Origin of the sequence: Lentibacillus sp. CBA3610 (assembly GCF_013373365.1) — a bacterium.
Classification (GTDB): Bacteria; Bacillota; Bacilli; order Bacillales; family Amphibacillaceae; genus Lentibacillus.
The window spans coordinates 1,394,096-1,413,055 of the sequence record NZ_CP035925.1; the positions used below are offsets into that span (position 1 = coordinate 1,394,096).

The 18,960-nt window shown below is 36.5% G+C and carries 25 protein-coding genes and 3 pseudogenes; 6 read left to right on the forward strand and 22 right to left on the reverse strand.

Going from position 1 to position 18,960, the window contains the following annotated elements; all coding sequences use genetic code 11:
• Positions 1-40: 40 nt before the first annotated feature.
• The 3 genes from Len3610_RS07020 to Len3610_RS07030 form a co-directional block, all read right to left on the reverse strand.
• On the reverse strand, positions 41-403 hold the full coding sequence (locus tag Len3610_RS07020) for a YfzA family protein (RefSeq protein ID WP_176447315.1): 363 nt from the start codon (positions 401-403) through the stop codon (positions 41-43).
• A gap of 36 nt (positions 404-439) precedes the next feature.
• Positions 440-790, reverse strand: a complete 351-nt coding sequence (locus Len3610_RS07025) for a hypothetical protein (protein WP_176447316.1) — start codon at positions 788-790, stop codon at positions 440-442.
• 157 nt (positions 791-947) lie between these two features.
• Positions 948-1,241 (reverse strand): hypothetical protein, encoded by a 294-nt coding sequence (locus Len3610_RS07030; RefSeq protein WP_176447317.1) that lies wholly within the window; start codon positions 1,239-1,241, stop codon positions 948-950.
• A gap of 640 nt (positions 1,242-1,881) precedes the next feature.
• Between Len3610_RS07030 and Len3610_RS07035 the strand changes: the two genes are divergently transcribed.
• Positions 1,882-2,442 carry a group-specific protein gene (locus Len3610_RS07035; protein ID WP_176447318.1) on the forward strand — a complete coding sequence of 187 codons (561 nt, stop codon included), beginning with the start codon at positions 1,882-1,884 and terminating at the stop codon, positions 2,440-2,442.
• 84 nt (positions 2,443-2,526) lie between these two features.
• On the opposite strand, the gene Len3610_RS07040 is transcribed toward Len3610_RS07035, so the two are convergent.
• Positions 2,527-3,621, reverse strand: coding sequence for a pyridoxal-phosphate dependent enzyme (locus tag Len3610_RS07040; RefSeq protein ID WP_176447319.1), 1,095 nt, complete (start codon positions 3,619-3,621; stop codon positions 2,527-2,529).
• A 395-nt stretch (positions 3,622-4,016) separates the two neighbouring features.
• On the opposite strand from Len3610_RS07040, the pseudogene Len3610_RS07045 reads away from it, so the two are divergent.
• Positions 4,017-5,221, forward strand: a pseudogene (locus tag Len3610_RS07045) (IS110 family transposase).
• A gap of 159 nt (positions 5,222-5,380) precedes the next feature.
• Here Len3610_RS07045 and Len3610_RS07050 read toward each other — a convergent pair.
• Positions 5,381-5,596 (reverse strand): type II toxin-antitoxin system PemK/MazF family toxin, encoded by a 216-nt coding sequence (locus tag Len3610_RS07050; RefSeq protein WP_255259891.1) that lies wholly within the window; start codon positions 5,594-5,596, stop codon positions 5,381-5,383.
• Positions 5,597-5,699: 103 nt separating this feature from the next.
• Positions 5,700-5,870, reverse strand: coding sequence for a hypothetical protein (locus Len3610_RS07055; RefSeq protein WP_176447320.1), 171 nt, complete (start codon positions 5,868-5,870; stop codon positions 5,700-5,702).
• A 237-nt stretch (positions 5,871-6,107) separates the two neighbouring features.
• On the opposite strand from Len3610_RS07055, the gene Len3610_RS07060 reads away from it, so the two are divergent.
• The 3 genes from Len3610_RS07060 to Len3610_RS07070 are packed head-to-tail and all read left to right on the forward strand — an operon-like array spanning position 6,108 to position 8,508.
• A complete protein-coding gene (locus Len3610_RS07060) occupies positions 6,108-6,845 on the forward strand; it encodes a MerR family transcriptional regulator (RefSeq protein WP_176447321.1) in 738 nt (245 codons plus the stop codon).
• The gene (locus Len3610_RS07065; protein WP_176447322.1) at positions 6,842-7,777 is read left to right on the forward strand and encodes an ABC transporter ATP-binding protein; all 936 of its coding nucleotides are present in this window, start codon (positions 6,842-6,844) and stop codon (positions 7,775-7,777) included. Before Len3610_RS07060 ends, Len3610_RS07065 begins: the two co-directional genes overlap by 4 nt.
• Positions 7,777-8,508: an ABC transporter permease gene (locus tag Len3610_RS07070; protein ID WP_176447323.1), complete on the forward strand. Its 732-nt coding sequence runs from the start codon at positions 7,777-7,779 to the stop codon at positions 8,506-8,508. Before Len3610_RS07065 ends, Len3610_RS07070 begins: the two co-directional genes overlap by 1 nt.
• A gap of 249 nt (positions 8,509-8,757) precedes the next feature.
• On the opposite strand, the gene Len3610_RS07075 is transcribed toward Len3610_RS07070, so the two are convergent.
• The 15 genes and pseudogenes from Len3610_RS07075 to Len3610_RS07140 all read right to left on the reverse strand — a co-directional run bounded on the left by Len3610_RS07075 (position 8,758) and on the right by Len3610_RS07140 (position 16,405).
• Positions 8,758-8,961 (reverse strand): hypothetical protein, encoded by a 204-nt coding sequence (locus Len3610_RS07075; RefSeq protein ID WP_176447324.1) that lies wholly within the window; start codon positions 8,959-8,961, stop codon positions 8,758-8,760.
• Positions 8,962-9,047: 86 nt separating this feature from the next.
• A complete protein-coding gene (locus tag Len3610_RS07080) occupies positions 9,048-9,374 on the reverse strand; it encodes a hypothetical protein (protein ID WP_176447325.1) in 327 nt (108 codons plus the stop codon).
• A 446-nt stretch (positions 9,375-9,820) separates the two neighbouring features.
• Positions 9,821-10,261: a PH domain-containing protein gene (locus Len3610_RS07085; RefSeq protein WP_176447326.1), complete on the reverse strand. Its 441-nt coding sequence runs from the start codon at positions 10,259-10,261 to the stop codon at positions 9,821-9,823.
• A gap of 149 nt (positions 10,262-10,410) precedes the next feature.
• On the reverse strand, positions 10,411-10,947 hold the full coding sequence (locus Len3610_RS07090) for an SMI1/KNR4 family protein (RefSeq protein WP_176447327.1): 537 nt from the start codon (positions 10,945-10,947) through the stop codon (positions 10,411-10,413).
• 157 nt (positions 10,948-11,104) lie between these two features.
• On the reverse strand, positions 11,105-11,350 hold the full coding sequence (locus tag Len3610_RS07095; protein WP_176447328.1) for a DUF3923 family protein: 246 nt from the start codon (positions 11,348-11,350) through the stop codon (positions 11,105-11,107).
• 212 nt (positions 11,351-11,562) lie between these two features.
• Positions 11,563-11,868: a DNA-binding protein gene (locus Len3610_RS07100; RefSeq protein WP_176447329.1), complete on the reverse strand. Its 306-nt coding sequence runs from the start codon at positions 11,866-11,868 to the stop codon at positions 11,563-11,565.
• 465 nt (positions 11,869-12,333) lie between these two features.
• Positions 12,334-12,525, reverse strand: coding sequence for a hypothetical protein (locus Len3610_RS07105; RefSeq protein ID WP_176447330.1), 192 nt, complete (start codon positions 12,523-12,525; stop codon positions 12,334-12,336).
• Between the two features lie 94 nt (positions 12,526-12,619).
• A complete protein-coding gene (locus tag Len3610_RS07110) occupies positions 12,620-13,090 on the reverse strand; it encodes a GNAT family N-acetyltransferase (protein WP_176447331.1) in 471 nt (156 codons plus the stop codon).
• Positions 13,091-13,153: 63 nt separating this feature from the next.
• Entirely contained in the window at positions 13,154-13,501 is a 348-nt protein-coding gene (locus tag Len3610_RS07115) for a nucleoside/nucleotide kinase family protein (RefSeq protein WP_369693652.1), read from the reverse strand.
• A 31-nt stretch (positions 13,502-13,532) separates the two neighbouring features.
• Entirely contained in the window at positions 13,533-13,685 is a 153-nt protein-coding gene (locus Len3610_RS21740) for a nucleoside/nucleotide kinase family protein (RefSeq protein WP_369693653.1), read from the reverse strand.
• A 93-nt stretch (positions 13,686-13,778) separates the two neighbouring features.
• Positions 13,779-14,309 (reverse strand): annotated as a pseudogene (locus Len3610_RS07120) (DUF1572 family protein).
• Between the two features lie 142 nt (positions 14,310-14,451).
• On the reverse strand, positions 14,452-14,799 hold the full coding sequence (locus Len3610_RS07125; protein ID WP_068446691.1) for a DUF4181 domain-containing protein: 348 nt from the start codon (positions 14,797-14,799) through the stop codon (positions 14,452-14,454).
• 154 nt (positions 14,800-14,953) lie between these two features.
• The gene (locus tag Len3610_RS07130; protein ID WP_176447332.1) at positions 14,954-15,475 is read right to left on the reverse strand and encodes a DUF6141 family protein; all 522 of its coding nucleotides are present in this window, start codon (positions 15,473-15,475) and stop codon (positions 14,954-14,956) included.
• Between the two features lie 110 nt (positions 15,476-15,585).
• Positions 15,586-15,828 (reverse strand): hypothetical protein, encoded by a 243-nt coding sequence (locus Len3610_RS07135; protein WP_176447333.1) that lies wholly within the window; start codon positions 15,826-15,828, stop codon positions 15,586-15,588.
• 181 nt (positions 15,829-16,009) lie between these two features.
• Positions 16,010-16,405 (reverse strand): hypothetical protein, encoded by a 396-nt coding sequence (locus Len3610_RS07140; RefSeq protein ID WP_176447334.1) that lies wholly within the window; start codon positions 16,403-16,405, stop codon positions 16,010-16,012.
• 914 nt (positions 16,406-17,319) lie between these two features.
• Here Len3610_RS07140 and Len3610_RS20765 point away from each other — a divergent pair.
• A pseudogene (locus Len3610_RS20765) lies at positions 17,320-18,165 on the forward strand (IS3 family transposase); the annotation flags it as partial.
• A 539-nt stretch (positions 18,166-18,704) separates the two neighbouring features.
• Here Len3610_RS20765 and Len3610_RS20770 read toward each other — a convergent pair.
• On the reverse strand, positions 18,705-18,953 hold the full coding sequence (locus tag Len3610_RS20770; protein WP_255259827.1) for an ATP-binding protein: 249 nt from the start codon (positions 18,951-18,953) through the stop codon (positions 18,705-18,707).
• Positions 18,954-18,960 lie beyond the last annotated feature (7 nt).

An 18,960-nucleotide genomic window follows, 5' to 3' on the forward strand; every position in this document is an offset into this window, starting at 1 on the left:
TCGATTCACAAATAAGTGTTCCTGATTAGCGCCCGATTGCTTAACTGGGTTTCGTATCCTTTTCCTTAAATCCAAGAACTGCGGTTTTTATTAAAACGTAGATTATATGAAGTATTGCAATAGGTGTAATGAGTCTAAAAATTGGATTATCATAAAGAAATGACCATATCTTAAAAAATTGTGCATCTGCTAAACCACTTGCAAAATTACCAATTCTGTTAAAATTCGGTTCCAAAAATGTCCCGTCAATAGCAATAAAGATTATCTGCATAATTAAAAAAAGACCAATAGTTATAATCAATCTTCTCAATTCATTAGCAAAGCCTTTTTTCTTTTTGGAGTACTGACTAAGATTTAACAAAGAACTTTTCAGCTCACCCACATCGCCTTTTTCATTTGTCATTTGTTTTCCCTCCCCTTATGACTTAGAAGTCATTCGCTATTCACCAGCTTGAAGCAAATACCGTTTTTCTTTTCCATCATACTCAACAATCAGAATGTCTTTTCTTTCTTTTAGTACAAAGATACTCGCACCAACAGGTAATTTATTAGCCATTCCTTCTGATATTTCTCCTATTTTTTCACCCTTGGTCAACTCTTCATCTTCGATCCAATCTACACCCGTTTTATAAACTTTATTATCATATTCAAAGAAGTCTGCATCTGGATCTAATTTTAGTACTTGTTTCTTACTTAATGTTCCCCCTTCATTCTGTCCGGGAATATCTGCACAGCCAATCAATATAGAAGGGATTAACAATAATATAGGAATAGTTGAAAATAATCGCAATAAGAGACCTCCAATAATCAATGCTAAAATAGCTTATATCAACATCAGATAAGGCATTGCTCCATAATATGAACCGACAATAGTAAACTGGGCGCTGACTCTTATTCCGTTCTCGCGCCCGTTAAAAGAATAATCCAATAAGCTTTTAGAATTATTACTACCCTTTTGCAGTCTTTGATTTATTATCCTCAACCTCTTTTAACAGCGTTGCTACGTCCTTACAAATTTTATGAACAGAGATGTTAAATAGAAACAAAATAATCCCCAATAACAAGAAAAAGACACACCAAATGGAGTAGGTACTACTTGCAGCTGCCCAGGGTCTAGTTAACACTTCCCACCCACCGATGAAGAAAAACACTGCCGAAATAGCAAATGATATCAAACCTGAAACGGTTAACATTATAATTAAACCACCACATTCTCTAAAATCGTAATATACCTTCTTCATTTGTCCACTACCCCCTTATACAAATTTACTCATACAATTAAAATATCAATAATCTTTACTCCGCATTGATTTACACTGCGCAAAAGCCTTGTTCAACAAACTGGCCCTACAATGGCAAATTGGACTCTGTTCTTTATTCCTGAAGCGCGCCCGATTGTTTAAGACGATTGTTTCTTAATCCTTAGTATAAGAGGATATAACAGTGATAGTCCAAAGGCAGATATAATAATCCGACCCGTTTCTCCAAACTTATTACCTTTCCACATAAGGGTAAGCCCTGCTGGGAAAAACAAAATTAACATAAATACGACAAACCAAGTCCTGTAATAATAGGGATAGTTCTCTGACATTGAATATTCTCCTTTTTGTTGTGTTGTTTAAAAACAGCAAAACTTCCATTTGTTCAACTATATGGGCCGACAAGAGCAAACTAGGCGTTGATCTTATTCGATTCGTGGGCCCTTTTGTGGAACACCAAAATAATGATTTTATCTTTAATTTCTCAAACTAAGGCATCAACAGTTTATTGAATTTTTCTAATTCCATTATACCTTATTTTAAAAATGAAAAACAGACTATAAATTACTCGTTTTAAGCACTATGATGGAATTATTATTTCAAAGGGGAAAGGGGTAAGTTCATGGAGTACTTGTATCATGTAGTGCCAAAAGATATGGTGGGAAGCCAGTTAATACCGCTCAATAACCTAAAGGTAAGTCAACCCGAAATTTATAAAAAAGAAATTGCGAAGTACAACGATCATCCGCAGCGCAAACGACTACCGAATACTAAAATTCCAAAACTTGATTGCCTATGGAACGACGTGGTTCAGCTCTGTCCAATTCATCCAAATATGATATACCAAGGGTGGGTTTATGTTGGAAAAACTATATCGCGTTCCTTGCAGTTCTTTCAAATTCCTATTACCGAAATTCAAGATAAGCCAACAGCTATTTATCACTACGATCCTGACCATACGGTAGGTACGCCTTTTAAAGATAAAAATTTCGAGCTCATACGAGTAGAAGACTATAAGGAATTGACAGCCTTACCGAACAAAACGTTGAAATGGTATCAATTATTGCACGAAGAAGGGAAATTTGGTGCTCATTTTCATGCGATGCCCCACATTATGGTTAAAGGGAACGTTAACATCAGTCATTCAAGAATAATTGACTGGAAAGAAGCTCCGGCAACTTAGCCACTTTTCTAAAAAGTCCCATGAATGAAATATTGGCGCTAATTCTTATAAAAGATTAGCGCCCCGTTTGCGGTAGATCCGATTTTATATTGGCGTAAACCTTGAGGAAGTTGTCACTGCTATTATGCTATCATTTCCTTCTACTAATTTATCCTTCCTAATTTGTTTAATTGCAGCAATTGCCGTGGACGATGATAACTCTAAATGGATTCCTGTTCTACCCATCAATGCTTGAGCATCCAATGCTTCTTCCTCTGTTACATTAATAGCATATCCGTTACTTTCAATGACCGCCTGTAAAGATTGCCATGTAACCGTTGCTCCGGCTATTGATTTTAAATTTGTATTTTGGTTAAAGTGATTCGTATATTTTTCACCATCTAAAACTTTACTAATCCTTTCAAACGGTTCCACCGCAAATAATTTAGGAATTTTTTCAATAAATTTCGCTTGCTTAAGTTCAGAAAAACCTTCATAGATTCCCCAAATTAAATCTCCTCGGGATGTAGGAATAACTAATGCATTGGGATTAGACCCTAACTGACCGTAACATTCCCTTGCAACTAATTTATAAGCCTGTATACCGATGGGCTGACTTCCCACTGGCGGATCAATATAATTCGTAGCAGAAAGAAATCCATCTTTGACATACTCCTTGGTCAATTCCCATCTTTCTAAAGATGTTTTTGTTAATACCAATTCAGCACCAGTACTCTTTATATAAGAAGCTAACTGTTCATTCAGATTATCAGTAGATATAATAACACAAGGAATGTTTGCATAACTCGCATACGAAGCAAGTGATAAACCTGCATTTCCGCTTGAAGCAGCCACAACTCCTCGATATCCATTTGCGATTGCCATTGATATTGTAAATGAACTCATACGATCTTTATGAGAACCTGTAGGGTTTGAGGCTTCATTTTTTATGTAAAAGTTTCCATGGTTTGTTGCTACATCAAGTAATGGTGTACTACCCTCACCAAGACTAACTGCCATTTGAAATGGAAGCCAATTTTCACCGTTGAAGAAGCCTTGGTAGATAGGTTTTACACTGGATGGCTTGCCATTAGACTTACATCTAGGACACCCTTCGTACATATCTTCTAATGGATATTCTCTTTTGCATTTTATACATTGATAACCAATTATCTCATCACTAAAATTAACCTGATTCATCAAAAATCCTCACTTTTGAACTTTTAATTAGGCCAAAATGATATCCATTACTTTAGACACCATCTTTTATAATACATTCTTTATGCTACGAAGCCAGAATAACCCAAATGGCCACTTTAATTTTATTCCGTTAAATGGCCCGATCGTATTATAAGGTCAGCCGGTCATTGAACTGGTTGACCTATTTTTTATAGGTTTTCTATGCTTGAGGAAGTCGGGGGAGGACGTCTGCGCCCGTGGGACACTGATCCCGTCCGTAATACTGTCCACCCCTTCCTTGTAGAAACATGTTTGAGGCTGGTTGGGACACGATCCCGCATAACAAGCGAAGCTATGACACTACAAGGAATGTGAGGGGCGCACCGACGAATCTATTTAAGGAGTTGTGATCAGTTATGAATCCTGTTATCGGCCTGGATGTCGCCAAAGGAGAAAGCCAGGTCCAAGCCTTTTTACAAAGGAAAAAAACGTATAAGCAAAGCTTTAAATTTGCGCACCATCTACAAGGACTTCACACGTTTTATCAGTTTTATCAGGAAGTGGAACAGGTTGCCGGTCAGCCTCCGGCCGTCATTTTCGAATCCACCGGGCACTATCATGAACCTGTGCTTCAATTTCTGGAGGATCAGGCTATCACGTATTATGTCATCAATCCGGTCGTTTCTTATGAGGCCAAAAAAACGGGTCTGCGTAAGGTGAAAACAGACAAAGTCGATGCGTATCATCTAGGTGAGTTGTACTATAAAGAAGATCTGGAAGCCTTTCAGAAGAAAACCGAGCAATACCTGGATCTGCGTCAATTAACCAGACAGCACAGTGCTTTAACGGATAGCTATGTTGAAGTAAAATTGCAGTTCCAAGCTGCAGTCGATCATATTTTTCCGGAATATCATAATGTCTTCAGTGATCTTTGTGGCAAGTTATCGTTGAACACCTTACTGCATTATCCGACTGCTTCGGCTATTCAAAAAGTCTCTCAACAAACATTAGCCGACGATATGTGTCAATTCGGGGCTAAGCGTTCCGACGCATGGTTTTTGGATAAAGCAGACCAATTAAAGGCTGCGGCAGACCGTAATCCCTTTCAGCATCCTATCTGTCAGGGTCATATTGTCAGCTTACAGATGTATATTCAGATGCTTTTTCAATATCAAGAGCACCTATCCCAATTAAAAAACGAGAAATAGATGCCCTGACTCGGTCTTTTGAAGACCATGGATTGATCCAGTCGATTCCCGGGATTGGAGATAAGCTTGCAGCTACAATTATCTCCGAAATCGGGGGAATCAATCAGTTCGAACGCGCAAAGCAACTGGCTGCTTATGCAGGACTAGACCCAAGTGTTTTTGAGTCAGGCAAGTATAAAGCATCCATCAACCGTATCACCAAAAGAGGGTCATCACGATTGCGCCAGGCCCTTTACACAGCTGTGCAATGCGGTCTTGCCAAAAACCGAAACAAGAAACTGATAGCCTTTTATAATCGCAAAAGAAACGAGGGCAAGCCACACAGGGTCGCTGTGATTGCCTGTACCAATAAACTCGTTCACTGGATTCATGCCATGTTCAAGCGTCAGGAAGTCTTTGTAGATCAATCCTAAGAAACTATTAAAGTTCACAATACTCTGAAACCTTACTGGTTCAGCAGTAAGGCTATTTGGTATGCTCAATTTGTAGTGTAACATGTTTTTTAAAACTTTTTTAGCCTTGAATGTTGACAGCTATTGGCTGGTATTAATGGAATAGGACAAGCTACACTGCTAAAATAATTTTCTGCACATATGAAGTACTCGGTCAAGAACATGCTTATGTAATACACCTATATGCCGTTTCAATTCAGATCCATGTACAGAAATAATTTTTGAAGTACGTGCCACAGATGGTTTTAATAACCCGGCCTCGTTCCAATACTCCAAAACTACATCAAATTGATTTCGTGGCTGTTGGCTGGTAATCGGAGCAATAATGACATCCACATCCAATGCCAATTCATTTCCGACAATAAAACATTAGCGCTGCTTAGTTTGACGAGTTCCTTTGAAAAGGACATCTGCCAACCAAACATCACCCTGTTTCATCCTACTGGTCATTATAGATGTCATCCTCCTCATTATTCCACCAGGCATAATTTTCACTTAGTAAAATAACATCCCTAGCCATATACTTTTCTTTAATTTTATCGAGTACCTTTTGCCTTTCACCCTCACTCAACATGTCAATTTCCTTGATAATTTTATCCGGAATAGACATATCAGCACCTCCATTTAGTTGTACTCCTATTATATCTTATATTCGATGAGACATAAAACGTTCAAAGGATTTTCTTTAGTCAAGAAAATAACGACTCCCCGCAAGATAGGACACCGATTCTTATTCCAGATAGGCGCCTCGATTCAAGAAGAGGGATGATAAAAATTTTTCCTTTACCTATTGAACAACACGTTACGTGTTGTTTTATACTAAAGAAAATAAAGATGAGGTGAAGCCATGTACACGATTGGAAAGCTATCAAAGAATACGGGAGTTACGGTGAGGACATTGGATTATTATGATGAGATTGGTTTGATTCAACCTTCATCAAAAACGGAAGGAGGGCACCGTTTATACAGTGAAGATGACGTCATGCGGCTGGAACGTGTTTTAGCGTTAAAATATATGGGGTTTTCACTGGAGCAAATTAAAGACATCATGGAAAACTCCACTTCGAACTGGCAGGAATCGATCCAGCAGCAACTGGAATTGATTAAACGGGAACAGGAACGACTGCAGACGCTGGAACAAGCACTGCTCGGTGTCTTTTATTCTATTGATATAGAGGGAGAGATTAACTGGCAAATTATTTTTGGAATTATTCAGTTGTACCAGCAGGATCCTTTAGATGCCTTAAAGCAATATGAGGATTACCTGAATAAAAACGAGATGAAAAAAATCATGGATATGAATCCGCAAAATATGAGTGAAGAAGACATCAGAGATTGGATAAAGGTCATTCAGGACATCAAAAATAACCTTGACATTGACCCGGCTTCAGATAAGGCCAAGCAGCTGGTAGAAAACTGGGCAAATCAGTCAGATGAAATGTTTGGAAATGATAAAGAATTGATGGGAAATGTGTGGGAAGCACTGCAAAATTTAAAGGAGGGCATTGCTTTTTACCCAATGAATAAAGATGTCATCGATTTCATTGAAAGGGTTTATATGACAAAGGAGGGAGTGGATAAATGATTCTCGATGTAAAAGGTGTCACGAAAGTTTTTCGCGGTAAAGGAAAATCCAGGAATGTTGCCAATGACAATCTCACATTTACGATTAATAAAGGCGAAATATTTGGGCTTCTCGGACAGAATGGTGCCGGTAAAACTACGTTGGTGAATCAAATATTAGGACTGTTAACGCCTGACGATGGTGACATAGAACTGTTGGGTGAATCAGTAATGCAGTCACCTGCCCGTGCCAGGTCTATTTGCTCCGTGCAGCCGCAATCTCAGGTGCCATTGGGGTTACTTACGCCAAAGCAGGCAGTAACACTGATGGGGAAAATGCGAGCCGGGAAAAAGTTCAATCCGAAGCGGGTAGAGAAGCTTTTTGAGGCATTGGATATGGGGGAGTGGGCAAACACAGAAGGTGAAAAGCTTTCAGGTGGTGCCAAACGTCTAACAACCTTTTGCATGGCGGTGGTTGCCCCGGGTGAATTAGTCATCCTTGATGAGCCTACCAATGATGTTGACCCAGTTCGCAGACGCTATCTTTGGCAGGTGATACGTGACCTGACGAAGAATGGAAACTCAGTGATTTTAGTAACCCACAATGTCATGGAAGCGGAAAAGGCGGTGGATCGAGTGGCTATTATGGATAAAGGAAAAATCCTAATACAAGGAGATCCATCAGAAGTAAAAAGTTCAGTGGGTGACCGGATGAGAATTGAGCTCAGTTTAGAAAAGGAATTAAAACATATCGAGGTTCCCAGTTGGGCGCTTTCTTCTCATCAGAACGGTTCGCGTCTCGTTTTCTCTATGGATCCATCCAAAGTATCATCCACCGTTAATTGGGCAAAGGATCAGGCAGATAAAGGACTTGTTATAGACTACGCCTTGTCTCCAACTACCATTGAGGATGCGTATATTGAATTAACTGCAAAAAAAGAGGCGGTGTTGTAATGGGTATAGTCAGCCATTACAAGTATGTTTTTCAAATTCAGCTTATTAGAAATGCCGGGTTTTTTATATTTATTGCTTTACTGCAAATCCTGATATCCATAGGGATTGTAATAGGATTCACCTATCTTATTCCAAATCCGGATACAGAAACTATTCTATTTTTAGCAACAGGTGCTCCGACGATTATATTCATTTTTACAGGGCTGGTAATTCTGCCTCAGCAAATCGGTAATGCAAAGACAGATGGATATATGGAGTATATGCGTACATGGCCGGTGAATCGTTCCGTCATTCTTGGAGCAGACACAACGATATGGTTGTTAATTACCTTGCCGGGAATAATCGTTTCAACTATTGTTGCACACCTTATGTTCACTCCGGGATACGATATCTCCTGGACAGTAGTCCCTGCATTACTCATGATTGCATTAACCTCCATCGGTATTGGATATGGATTTTCCTATCTGTTGTCACCAGTAGCATCGATGGGCATTTCTCAGGCTGTAGTATTTGGAGCACTTATGTTTTCCCCAGTGAATTTTCCAATGGATCGGCTGCCGGAATGGCTTCAGTCACTCCATGAAGTGTTACCAATTTATTCGATGGCAGAAGTGATGCGCGCTTCCCTGGCTGCATCTACCTTTGATGCAACGATAGGAAATTATATTAACCTAATGGTATGGTGCATTCTAGGGTTTGGTGGAGCTATATTTATTTTAAATCGAAAGTAACGGTAAAAAAATATTCCATTTCAGATGAAAATAAATTGGAAAGGGACTTGGAGGGAAGTCCTTTTTCTGTTTCTGTGGTATTATTATTTTTCTCATTTTTTATCAACCGACTAGCCGAAATTGGGTTATATTGTCGCCATTGACTGACTCCCACGGTTTCCCGTTCCAATGTTATTAAACTATTTGGCCTTACAATGCCAATATGGGCGCTTCCCATTATTCCGGATAAGCTCCCGGTGATTGAATATTTTATTCTGCCAATCTTTGTCTAAAATTCTTATAAAATCCAAATATGCTTTCCGCTGCAAAAACAATTCCTAAGATTAAATAAAGCATTGCTCGGTCCATCTCATTCCATCCAGCAATAGAAGCTAAAATTAGACCTACAGCAAAGATGAATATAAATGAGTGAAATATCAACTTGAACCTTCTATAACTTTTATTTTTATCCAATGCATTTACACTCCCTTTCTTATTCCGCGAAGGCGCCCGATTGCAGAAAGGTTATGATCCAAAAAGGATTTGTTAAGCAGATTAAACTACTTCCCCATCTGTTTAAACGCCTCTTTCATGACGTATTCAGTTATTTTTGGATCCTCCATAATATTTTTGATAGCATCTGTTTGAGCTTGCTTTTCATACAGTTCTGATTTACTCTGTATTTCAGTTTTAATTCTATCTATCTCCTGGGCATGCTGCTTCTCCATTTTTTCTAAATCAGCTTTCCGTTGTTCCTCCATCTTTTTTAAATCGGCTTCTTGCTGATTCTTTAAATTTCTAAGCTCTGTTTTGCCTTTATATGTTGCCAAAAAGTATGAAGAAACTGAACCAATTAAAGCTACTATGACAGGTATCCATATTTCCATTATTTATTCTACCTCCAATATACAGTTATTCATAAACGCTGAAAGTGTTTATACCAAATGGCCCTATGATGCAATATTGGAGCTATTCCTTATTAGAGAAAATCGCCCTCTTCTTGAATAGTTTTTTTGCTATTAGCTGGTACGTTGAATCTAATACTTTAGAAATATTCATTTATTATTTTAACCCAGCCAACTACTGCCAATATGAACATAACACCCCAAAAAAAGCTTCTGCGCCATATCCGAGGTATAGCAAACCAGTAAGATACAATCTTCAAAGATGTATCATCTTTTTTATTATTGTTTTTATCACTAATATGCACCACTCCAATTGTTAATCGCTTCTTAGATTAAAGCGCCCTATTATGGAATAGTCGTTTAAGCTATTAACCGGTATTTTTGAAATAAAACAGTAAAACTCTCTCATCCACCATTTTGACTTTACATTAATCATTTATATGGATATTAGGGTTTTTCCTTTGTAAATAGGAAATAAAAGCAACTTTACTTTTGGGTGAGACCATTGCAATTTCAGTGGTTAATTTGCCATAGATAATTTCATACTTATCAAAAGAAAAGGTGGCATCCGCGAGAATACCCTTAGTATATTTAATTGAGATAATGTCATCTATGGGGACTTTAGCCTTATGCGGACCAAAAGAAATAAGTAAAACATCGTCTTCAATTGAATAATATGCTCCCCACCAAACCCAACCTAAGTATATACTAGCAACTAACAAAAAGATTGCTATGAACCCTTTTAACATAATTGAAGAACCATCATTAGTTGGTACAAATAAAATTGCCAATATAGCCGTTATTAGGGATGCCAGCATAATGTAGTTCATAATAAAATGAAACAAACTTTTTTTCGGTTTGAATTTCAACTTTTCAGCCCCTATACGGATTAAATTATCACTAACAGATTAGTTCATCTCAACAATTTGGTTTTGGAAGGGTACCAATCCTTATTCCTGATAGGCGCCCGTTCGTATTGTTTAACCCCTATAACTCAAAACTAAATAGATTTATTTATTTATTTATAATAATTTTCTGGTTTAATTATATTCCATTCCCAAAAATGCGAACCTTGAGAAATAATAAATCTATCAAACCAAAGCTCAAAATTTGAGTTTAATCTTTCCCATCGATCAACCGGTGAAGATGAATCATCCCATAATAGGTAATCTAACTCATAGTCCTCGCACTTTTCAGAATTAACAAATAAATATTCTTCTGCATAGTAACCAATTGGATAGCAATAACCAGGCATATGGGATAAATGGTTTGATTTCATTTCATTTAAACTAAATAATTCCATTCCTCCACCATATTCACTCTCAAAAATTAATGCTCCATTGTGATGTAATAAAAAATTTTGCAAATCATCCGGGATTTTCCAACCAGTCTCTTTTTCAAAATCGTTTATATCCTTCAAACTTGCAGGTTCATTAAATTTACATTCAGCTTTTAACAACATACCTTCAGGTTTTTGTATAAGCAAATTATTATCTTTATCTAATCTTCGTTTTAATCCTTGAAGTGTCAAATGAACAAATGATTGATGTATCAATTGAGAACCTCCTATAGAATAAACTAACCGTTGACTTTTAAAAATGATCAGATATAAATACTATTTCAACAGTACTTGAAAGAACTCCTTCTTACTTGCTCACTTGACCTAGAAAACAACAAGTTTCTTCCGCGAAAGCGCCCTGTTTGCAGCATAGTTACTGTTGAATATTAGCTTTTTTGTTATTGTTAATTACCAAATTAATAATTAACCATATAACTTGAATTATTGCCGGAATTAAAAATGCAAGCAATAAAACCAAAAACGACAATAATTTAGTCTCAGGCGTTTGTACAGCACCCGAACCATCCACCTCTCTTGACCAAACAAACACTGTACCTACAACAAAAAGAATCATCCAAAAAACATTTGATATCCACCAGAAAATCCATGATATCTTCAAATTATTTTATACCCCCTTATTTTACTACTTGAAATTCTTTCCTTTGGCAGCTGTCTGCAAATGTGCTCTGTAGTTTAACATCTAAAAACATAAATCTATAATATTTATACGGTATCTAACCCCATAGGTTTCATCTTACACGACACTATCACCCTATATACGATTTTGGCGCCTTTCCTTATTAGGGAAAAGCGCCCGTTTATTTAATAAGTTTATTTCTCGTTGGCTTCAATAGAAGATAACCATTCCAAGAATTGTTTGTACGGATAATATGTTGTGCCATTTAGTTCTATTTTAGGAGCATCAGGATATTTATTTAGTAATTCTTGAACCTCTTTTTTATTTAGATTAGAGTAAAATTCCAGATCGTTTTCTTTTATAAAAAGATTATAATTATAATTATCTTTATCTGGTTCACCAATATTCTGCAAGCCCTTTCCTATAAAATATCCCACAAACGCTAATCCAACAGCCAACAAAATTAAACCAGTTCCTAAACCAGGTATTTCTACTTCCATTCAATTCCCTCCCATTTTTTTGTTCTTAGATCATACCGCTTCGTTAATTTTATTGTAATTCTTCACAACCTCAATAATTATTCTACACGAATACGTGAAAACCTCCTTTAACAATCTGTTCCTATAAGCCAAGATCGGTACAAACCTTATTCCGGATTTGCGCCCGATAACGTAATTAAAATGAATACAGATTTTTATTTTTTGTCTTTTTTAAAAACATTTCTTAACCCTACTCCGATAAGTATTCCTATAAAACCAGCTATGCTGAAATTAACTACGAATTCCCAGTCCATTTCCTCGTTTTGCAATAGGCTCGAAAAATACTCGTAAATAATTACTCCCAGAATCCAACAAGCGTCACTTTTATTATGCGCAACATCAACCCCCTCTCGGATAAATTAAATCACCCACAATTAAAGCGCCCGTTTGCAGTATATTTTTATTGCAAAGGCTATAGGTGTATTTTCAAAAGGAACTATCATCTGGTTTCATTTTACCCTTGGCAAATATCCCAACGACCAAAACAATAATGCCTATAATGCCCCCTATGAACTCAGCAATATAAAAATCTGAGTCCCATATTAAACGAATAAGAAATCCCCCAGCAAAATTTATTGTCATTGCAATACCAAGGATGATTAGAAAACCTTTCATCATTTTGCCCACTTCAAAAAAATATGACCCAATGAAGCAAATAATGGGAACAAAGGTTTTTCCGCGAAAGCGCTCGTTAACGGAAGTCCTCTATTAACTATTTTAAAATATCTTTTTCCATCTCTACACATTTCAAGACCGTTCCATCTGAAATATTATGACCCATTTCTTTATTTGGAATAAAACCCAACCGATTATAAAATCCAAAAGCATTTAGTGAAGAAATCAAGTTTAACTTTTGCAGTCCATTATCTTTGGCAATACTTTCAAGATTTTGGAACAACTGCTGACCTACACCCATTTTAGGATTATTCGAGCTAACATATATGGCTTCAATTTCACCATTACTAAGATTAAGTTGACCAAATCCCACAATTTCATCATTTATTTCTGCTACGAGCATTTCCTTATTTTCAATGCTCTCCAAATAAGAATTTGGATTTATTTTTCCTGCCCAGGCATTTACTTGATTGGGGGTATAATGAGAGCTGCACACATTCTTTATAGCATCTGTATGCACTTTCCAAATTGCTTCATTATCACCTTTTTCAGCTCTTCTTATAAGCAAAGGCAATCACCTCTCTCAATAAAATTACATACACCCATTCTTAGACAGAAGATACTCATAAATTTATTCTACCTGTTCGTATATTTCGATCTTACAATTTTTGATATCGGTTGGTGTTCCATCAATGATAATGTCGGAGTTTGGCTTAATTGTATTTAACATTTCAATATAACCTTTTCTTCCGTGAGAGATGCAATTCTTCATATCTGACAGGATATCTTCGGTAGAGGCCTGCTTAAAGTCCCTTGCAACCCGGCGCGCTAACGCAATATCCAATGGAGTATCAATAAATACAGTGAGGTCAATAAATTTACTTGTTTTGAAATGTTTATAGGCGAATGGAAAATCCAAGACAATATAATTGAGGTCGCAAAGCATCTCTAAATCCCTATGAGAGTGGTTAAATTCCATAAATTATAATCAGATCCACTCTCGACCACTTTTATAATATCCTCAGGACCTTCAAATCGTAGTTCATCAAAATAAGTGCCTTTGAATTATTTAGTTCCTGAATCAATCGTGCTGTAACTGCTGTCTTTCCTCCACCAGAAACCCCAGCAATTGCAATAACAAAGGGAGACCCCTTTTCTTTCATAAAAATCCATCCCTAACGATTTCCTTGTTATATATTCATTGGCATAATGTTATTCCTGAAATGCGCCCGATGATGGAACAAAGGCTAACGACTTTATGACTGATGTCTTTTTAGCATTTGTTGTAAATATTCTTCTGATTTCCCTTTTGGGATACTAAGGGTTTCCCAATTCTCATCTTTTGTTTGTTTACCAATATAAACGATTTGCCCTATATGATAGGCATAGTGAGCCATTTGTCTTTCAATCGCGTCTAATACCGTATGACTTTCACCACGGATGTACACATTTTTTAGTAAATCTTGCTCCTCTTAAACATTTATGTTTCAAATAAAGTTGTTCAACCTTTTTCCCAAACTGTTATCATCCTCTTTAGACGTTATATCATTCTCAATTCTTGGTCGATTCCTGTACGGCTTTTCTCCATCCGAAAGTTAAAAGTCAGACCATCTAGAAATCATATTTCCGCTTAAATGTTTGGCTATAACAGCAACGCTATTTGAGGCTTCATTTAAAATCCAGTGAATTTCGTCGTTCGACAATTGACTTATTGTCTTATCCCCGAGGTCTTTGACACTTTTAAATCTTTCCTGTACAACTTTTAGGTACTCATTCCCGAGATTCATAACGAATCCTCCCTGTGAGATTGAATTCCGATCAATAAATACAATTTATGGGAATAATTTTTATTCAATTACCGCGCCCGGTTGCGGAAGAACACTTCACAGTTACCTATTTAAAGCACTCAAATTAATTATAGATAAAACATTAGAATATAAAAATTAAAATATAAATTAGCCCAATCATTAGTACAACTAGTGAAACCATATATTCCCTGGTTTCCCTCAGAAACTTCCACTCTAAAAATGATTGAAAGCCCAGTGTTATTGTCAAAAAGAATAACCAAAACCACTTCATAACATCATTATTGGAAATATCTAAAACAAAGAGAATGCAAGATATACCAATAACACCAAATATCACTAATCCGACTATTTGAATATTTTTACCAAACTTGTCAGAGATTTTTCTCTTTTTATTCCCGACAATTATCTTACCTACAATGATGTACGCAATACTGACAACCAACGCTAAAATTGGTGTTGTAATACCCACTCTCATATCCCCTTGTGATTAGAATGATGCCTATAATTTAAAAAAATTCTATAAACCTTATTGAACTAAATACACCTTAGTCGCTAAAAATAATAAAGTGGACTGAATAACATAGGCAGGATGTTATTAAATATTCGCGCCCGTTAATGGCATACTAATTTTCATTGTATTTTTGTACCGAATCCATTGCTTTTATCAATTCATTTGAGTTTTGTGTACCTACAACAACATTGTTGTTTCTGAACTGTAGTTCTACTCCTTGTTTACCACTAATGTTATACGCTGTTTCCCCTTTGGCGTTAAAACGTACTCCCCAACCACCAAAACGCTTGAGCGAATTGTATACTACGGGTTTATAGCTAATAATGTCCTTAAACAAGAAAGACTTATAGCCTTTATGAAAGGGGGCAAAGCGCATATAAACCCCATCTGAGCGTACTTCAATGATTAATCTGCATATCCATAGCATAAACACTGGAAAGATAATTCCAAATGCCAACCAAAAAATCACTAATAGTAAATCGGGAGCGGGGTTATCGCCCATAGGGATTCCAAAAATAATCTGCTTGATTGTGATATACCACATAAGTCCAGCAAGCAACAAAACTAATATCCATAACCAAACTTGGTGGAAACGTTGAATCTCACAATACACAACTTTATTAGTTTTCCTCATTTCATCCCCCTTTTTGTTCCGTTAAATGGCCCTACAATGACAAATTGGGCAATTTCCTTTATTCCGCAAGTGCGCCCGATATTTGAAGATAAAGATAAATCATCCGATTGTTATAAAAAGTTACCAATAAACTCCTTTATTGAAACAGAAAACATAACGAGTGCTGTAACAATGTATAGATACCCCCACTTTCTTTTATCTTCCTTAACTATTTCTAAACCACTAAAAAAGAAAAATATAGTCAAAAATAAAGGAAAAACACCCGCCGAAATATTAAAATTATCTATAGAAAAATAATAAAAGCCAAGAGCTATAGCAGTAATTGCCATAACTATATTTATTTTACTCAACATTTTCATTTCCCCTCATTCAACAATACTGCCCATTTATTTAACACCAATTATTTAAAATGCTAAAAATTAAATCGATATTATACTGTAAAAATGGCACTTACCTTATTCACGACAAGCGCCCTACAATGGCAATTTGGATACTGTCCTTTATTCCGGAATGGCGCCCGATTGCTGAACTTTTTTACTCTTTACCGACTATGATTTTAGTGGCGATCATTTGGTTTTCGGGGTTATTATTCCATTTACCTTTAACCCAAATTTCCACATTTTGTTCTGCCTTTAACCTTGAAAATTTATTAACGTTTCCCTCGATGTCCGTTTGATTATCGATAAATACTTCATATGCAGGATAAGATGCCTCAGGGTCAACATCATCTGTTCCAACCGTAATGCTGGACTTTCCCAACTCTAGGATTACACCTTGGAAATCAGCACTATTTTCGCCAGAATTTGTGTCATCCACGCTAAGGGAATCAGAACCTGTTTGGTTGTTTGAAACAGGATCGTTACTTGTTCCGCATCCCGCCATTAACACACTTGCTAGAAGAACAATCAGAAAAAGAAATATCCTCTTCACTAAACATAGCCCTCCTCGATCTTAACTCTTTGCAATATTAGACGCCTTAAATTCTTTAAAGGTTTCGGATTTCTTCAACAATCTGGCCCGTTTGTTGCATAAAATTTAAACCGAAAATGTTTGATTCAATACCATTTTGTTATAATCTTTAGATTTATTTTAACATAAATATTTAGAGTACCTGGCTATTTTTTAACTGTTGGGGAAAAATCCATTTGATTAATTTTTTTAGAATGGACTCAATACTAAATTACAACTTGCCTTACAAAACGATCTTACAGTTGAGGTAGAATATTACGATTATAATTCACATGACTCTCGAAAAATAAAGGGAAAGTTGTTGGTAGCCGATACATTGGCTAATACTTTGAAATTTGACAACGACGAAAATACGGCTGTTTCGCTTGATGATGTTTTGGAAGTGCTGATTGATTAATATAATGAGAAACAACATTTAACCTTTTTGTTTTGCCCAAACATTTCAAATTTCATGTTAGTATTAATATTGAATTTTCTTTCAAGAATGCTTCTTCTAACAACAGTCCTTGTCCACCAGCTAAAAGAAATCATTTAGCCTGTTCAATTAAAGGGCCAGTTTCTGGAACTATAATGTCAAATGAAACTGGATATTGATGATACAAGACGTATTATTCACGTAAGATGAATAAAACAAAGCTGCTTAGTATTAAATGTACCCTATAGATTAGACACTTTTTAAAAAAGTCTCTCTGTGGGGTACTTTTATTGTATATGTGATATAGGCATATTGAGGAATATTATTTAACTACGGCTTGGATTTAGGTGTTTATGATTGTTGACCGGGGAGGGGGGCAACATCACACACGCGCGCGCCGGACAAACTACTTAGAATGGGAAGCCAAAATGAGTAATACATTTACAGAGAAAGAAATTAGATATTATCACGTAATCTTTATGTTAAATCGGTTTAGTATAAAGGAATTAACATATACAAATGAATTTAAACGTTATTTTTTATTACGGAAAATGAAAAGGTAAGTTCCCAAGGGAGATATTTACTGAATATGGTTTCGATATTAATATTATTGGTTTAAAGCGTGTTCAGTCGTCGGGTAAGAGGTGGCGTGCTGCGTTTAGAAAAAATGGAGTAGTCGGCCTACAGGATACCAGAAAGGCAAATTCGGGTAGACGAGTGAGAAAGAACTTTCATTGGCAGAAATATGCTCGACTTGAGCACAAAAATCATTATTGAAAGCAGAGAATGAAACTCCTAAAAGATCGAATAAATGGAGAGGGGGCTACGGAAGAAGAAATAGTATTAGCGGCATTTCAGAAGTTTGAACTTATTAATGGGATCATTAATAAATACAAGCTAAACAATAAAGTCAGCTACTTATGCAACCTAGCTGGTGTGTCACGATCGGGTTTATAATTATTTTTCATTAGAATCCCAAAACAGGAGAAAACAGCGGGAAAATCAAGATGAAGAAGTAAGAGATATTATATTGAAGGCGTATCACTTTAAGAGACGTAAAAAGGGTGCCAGACAAATTAAAATGACATTAGAAGGTCAGTACGGTATCGTTTATAATTTAAAGCGTATCAGAAGAATTATGAAGAAATATAATATTATTTGTCCAATTAGAAAAGCAAACCCTTATAGAAGAATGATGAAAGTTACAAGGGAACACACCGTTGTGCCTAATTTACTTAACAGAAATTTCAAACAAACTACACCCGGAAAAGTATTGCTTACAGATATAACCTATTTATTTTATGGAAATGGTGATTACAGCCATCGGAATTTACCACCCTTGCCATCTTTTTTACCACTGTTTGCCAAGGTATTTACCACCCATTGCCTGTGTACTTACCAATGATTGAAGAAGCTTTGCCGGCCAATGTTAAAAAGCAGAGTTTTTTAGCTTATGAGTTGAATATCACAGCGGATATGGCTCATCCTTTATTTTATAGGGGGTTGGGGGCGTAGCTTTCGTCATGAGCGTTTGCTTGCGGAGCAAGCTAACGCGATTAGAAGGAAGCAGCATACGCGCGGTAGCTATCTCGACAGTATATAATAATTACAGCCATTTGGGGCAGAATTTAGTCCAATGGCTGCTTTGATTTATTTAAACTTTTATCAACCTATTGCTTATCAATAATCTCGATTGCCAAAGTACAAGTTCATCATGCTCTAAATCCTCTTCCTCTGCCCATATGCAAGGGGGTAATAATTTGTTTTCAATGTCAATTCGCACCTCATTAGGTAAATACCTATGGAAAAAATATTTAGCTATACGGTTTTCCACTTCTATAGGGATCATTTAGATTCCACCAATCCATGACGCTCACGCATGGAAACTTCTCCGTCTATCAGGATTTGATAGGAATCATGGATTATGCGGTCTAAAATAGCTTCCGCAATTGTTTCATTCCCTAATTTCAGGTGCCAACCACTTGGATCAATTTGGGAACAGAAGATGGTTGAAGCTAATTTATGGCGTACCTCAGTGATTTCAAGCAATATGGCTGCTTCGTCAGCTGTTAGGTCAGTCAGTAACCATTTCATAGAATAG

Excerpts from the sequence above, each read along its gene's own strand:
- Len3610_RS07020 (WP_176447315.1), bottom strand. The coding sequence starts at position 403 with ATGACAAATGAAAAAGGCGATGTGGGTGAGCTGAAAAGTTCTTTGTTA.
- Len3610_RS07030 (WP_176447317.1), bottom strand. The coding sequence starts at position 1,241 with ATGAAGAAGGTATATTACGATTTTAGAGAATGTGGTGGTTTAATTATA.
- Len3610_RS07035 (WP_176447318.1), top strand. The coding sequence starts at position 1,882 with ATGGAGTACTTGTATCATGTAGTGCCAAAAGATATGGTGGGAAGCCAG.
- Len3610_RS07040 (WP_176447319.1), bottom strand. The coding sequence starts at position 3,621 with ATGAATCAGGTTAATTTTAGTGATGAGATAATTGGTTATCAATGTATA.
- Len3610_RS07055 (WP_176447320.1), bottom strand. The coding sequence starts at position 5,870 with ATGTCTATTCCGGATAAAATTATCAAGGAAATTGACATGTTGAGTGAG.
- Len3610_RS07060 (WP_176447321.1), top strand. The coding sequence starts at position 6,108 with ATGTACACGATTGGAAAGCTATCAAAGAATACGGGAGTTACGGTGAGG.
- Len3610_RS07065 (WP_176447322.1), top strand. The coding sequence starts at position 6,842 with ATGATTCTCGATGTAAAAGGTGTCACGAAAGTTTTTCGCGGTAAAGGA.
- Len3610_RS07070 (WP_176447323.1), top strand. The coding sequence starts at position 7,777 with ATGGGTATAGTCAGCCATTACAAGTATGTTTTTCAAATTCAGCTTATT.
- Len3610_RS07080 (WP_176447325.1), bottom strand. The coding sequence starts at position 9,374 with ATGGAAATATGGATACCTGTCATAGTAGCTTTAATTGGTTCAGTTTCT.
- Len3610_RS07100 (WP_176447329.1), bottom strand. The coding sequence starts at position 11,868 with ATGGAAGTAGAAATACCTGGTTTAGGAACTGGTTTAATTTTGTTGGCT.
- Len3610_RS07105 (WP_176447330.1), bottom strand. The coding sequence starts at position 12,525 with ATGATGAAAGGTTTTCTAATCATCCTTGGTATTGCAATGACAATAAAT.
- Len3610_RS07115 (WP_369693652.1), bottom strand. The coding sequence starts at position 13,501 with ATGGAATTTAACCACTCTCATAGGGATTTAGAGATGCTTTGCGACCTC.
- Len3610_RS21740 (WP_369693653.1), bottom strand. The coding sequence starts at position 13,685 with ATGAAAGAAAAGGGGTCTCCCTTTGTTATTGCAATTGCTGGGGTTTCT.
- Len3610_RS07130 (WP_176447332.1), bottom strand. The coding sequence starts at position 15,475 with ATGAGGAAAACTAATAAAGTTGTGTATTGTGAGATTCAACGTTTCCAC.
- Len3610_RS07135 (WP_176447333.1), bottom strand. The coding sequence starts at position 15,828 with ATGTTGAGTAAAATAAATATAGTTATGGCAATTACTGCTATAGCTCTT.
- Len3610_RS20770 (WP_255259827.1), bottom strand. The coding sequence starts at position 18,953 with ATGAAATGGTTACTGACTGACCTAACAGCTGACGAAGCAGCCATATTG.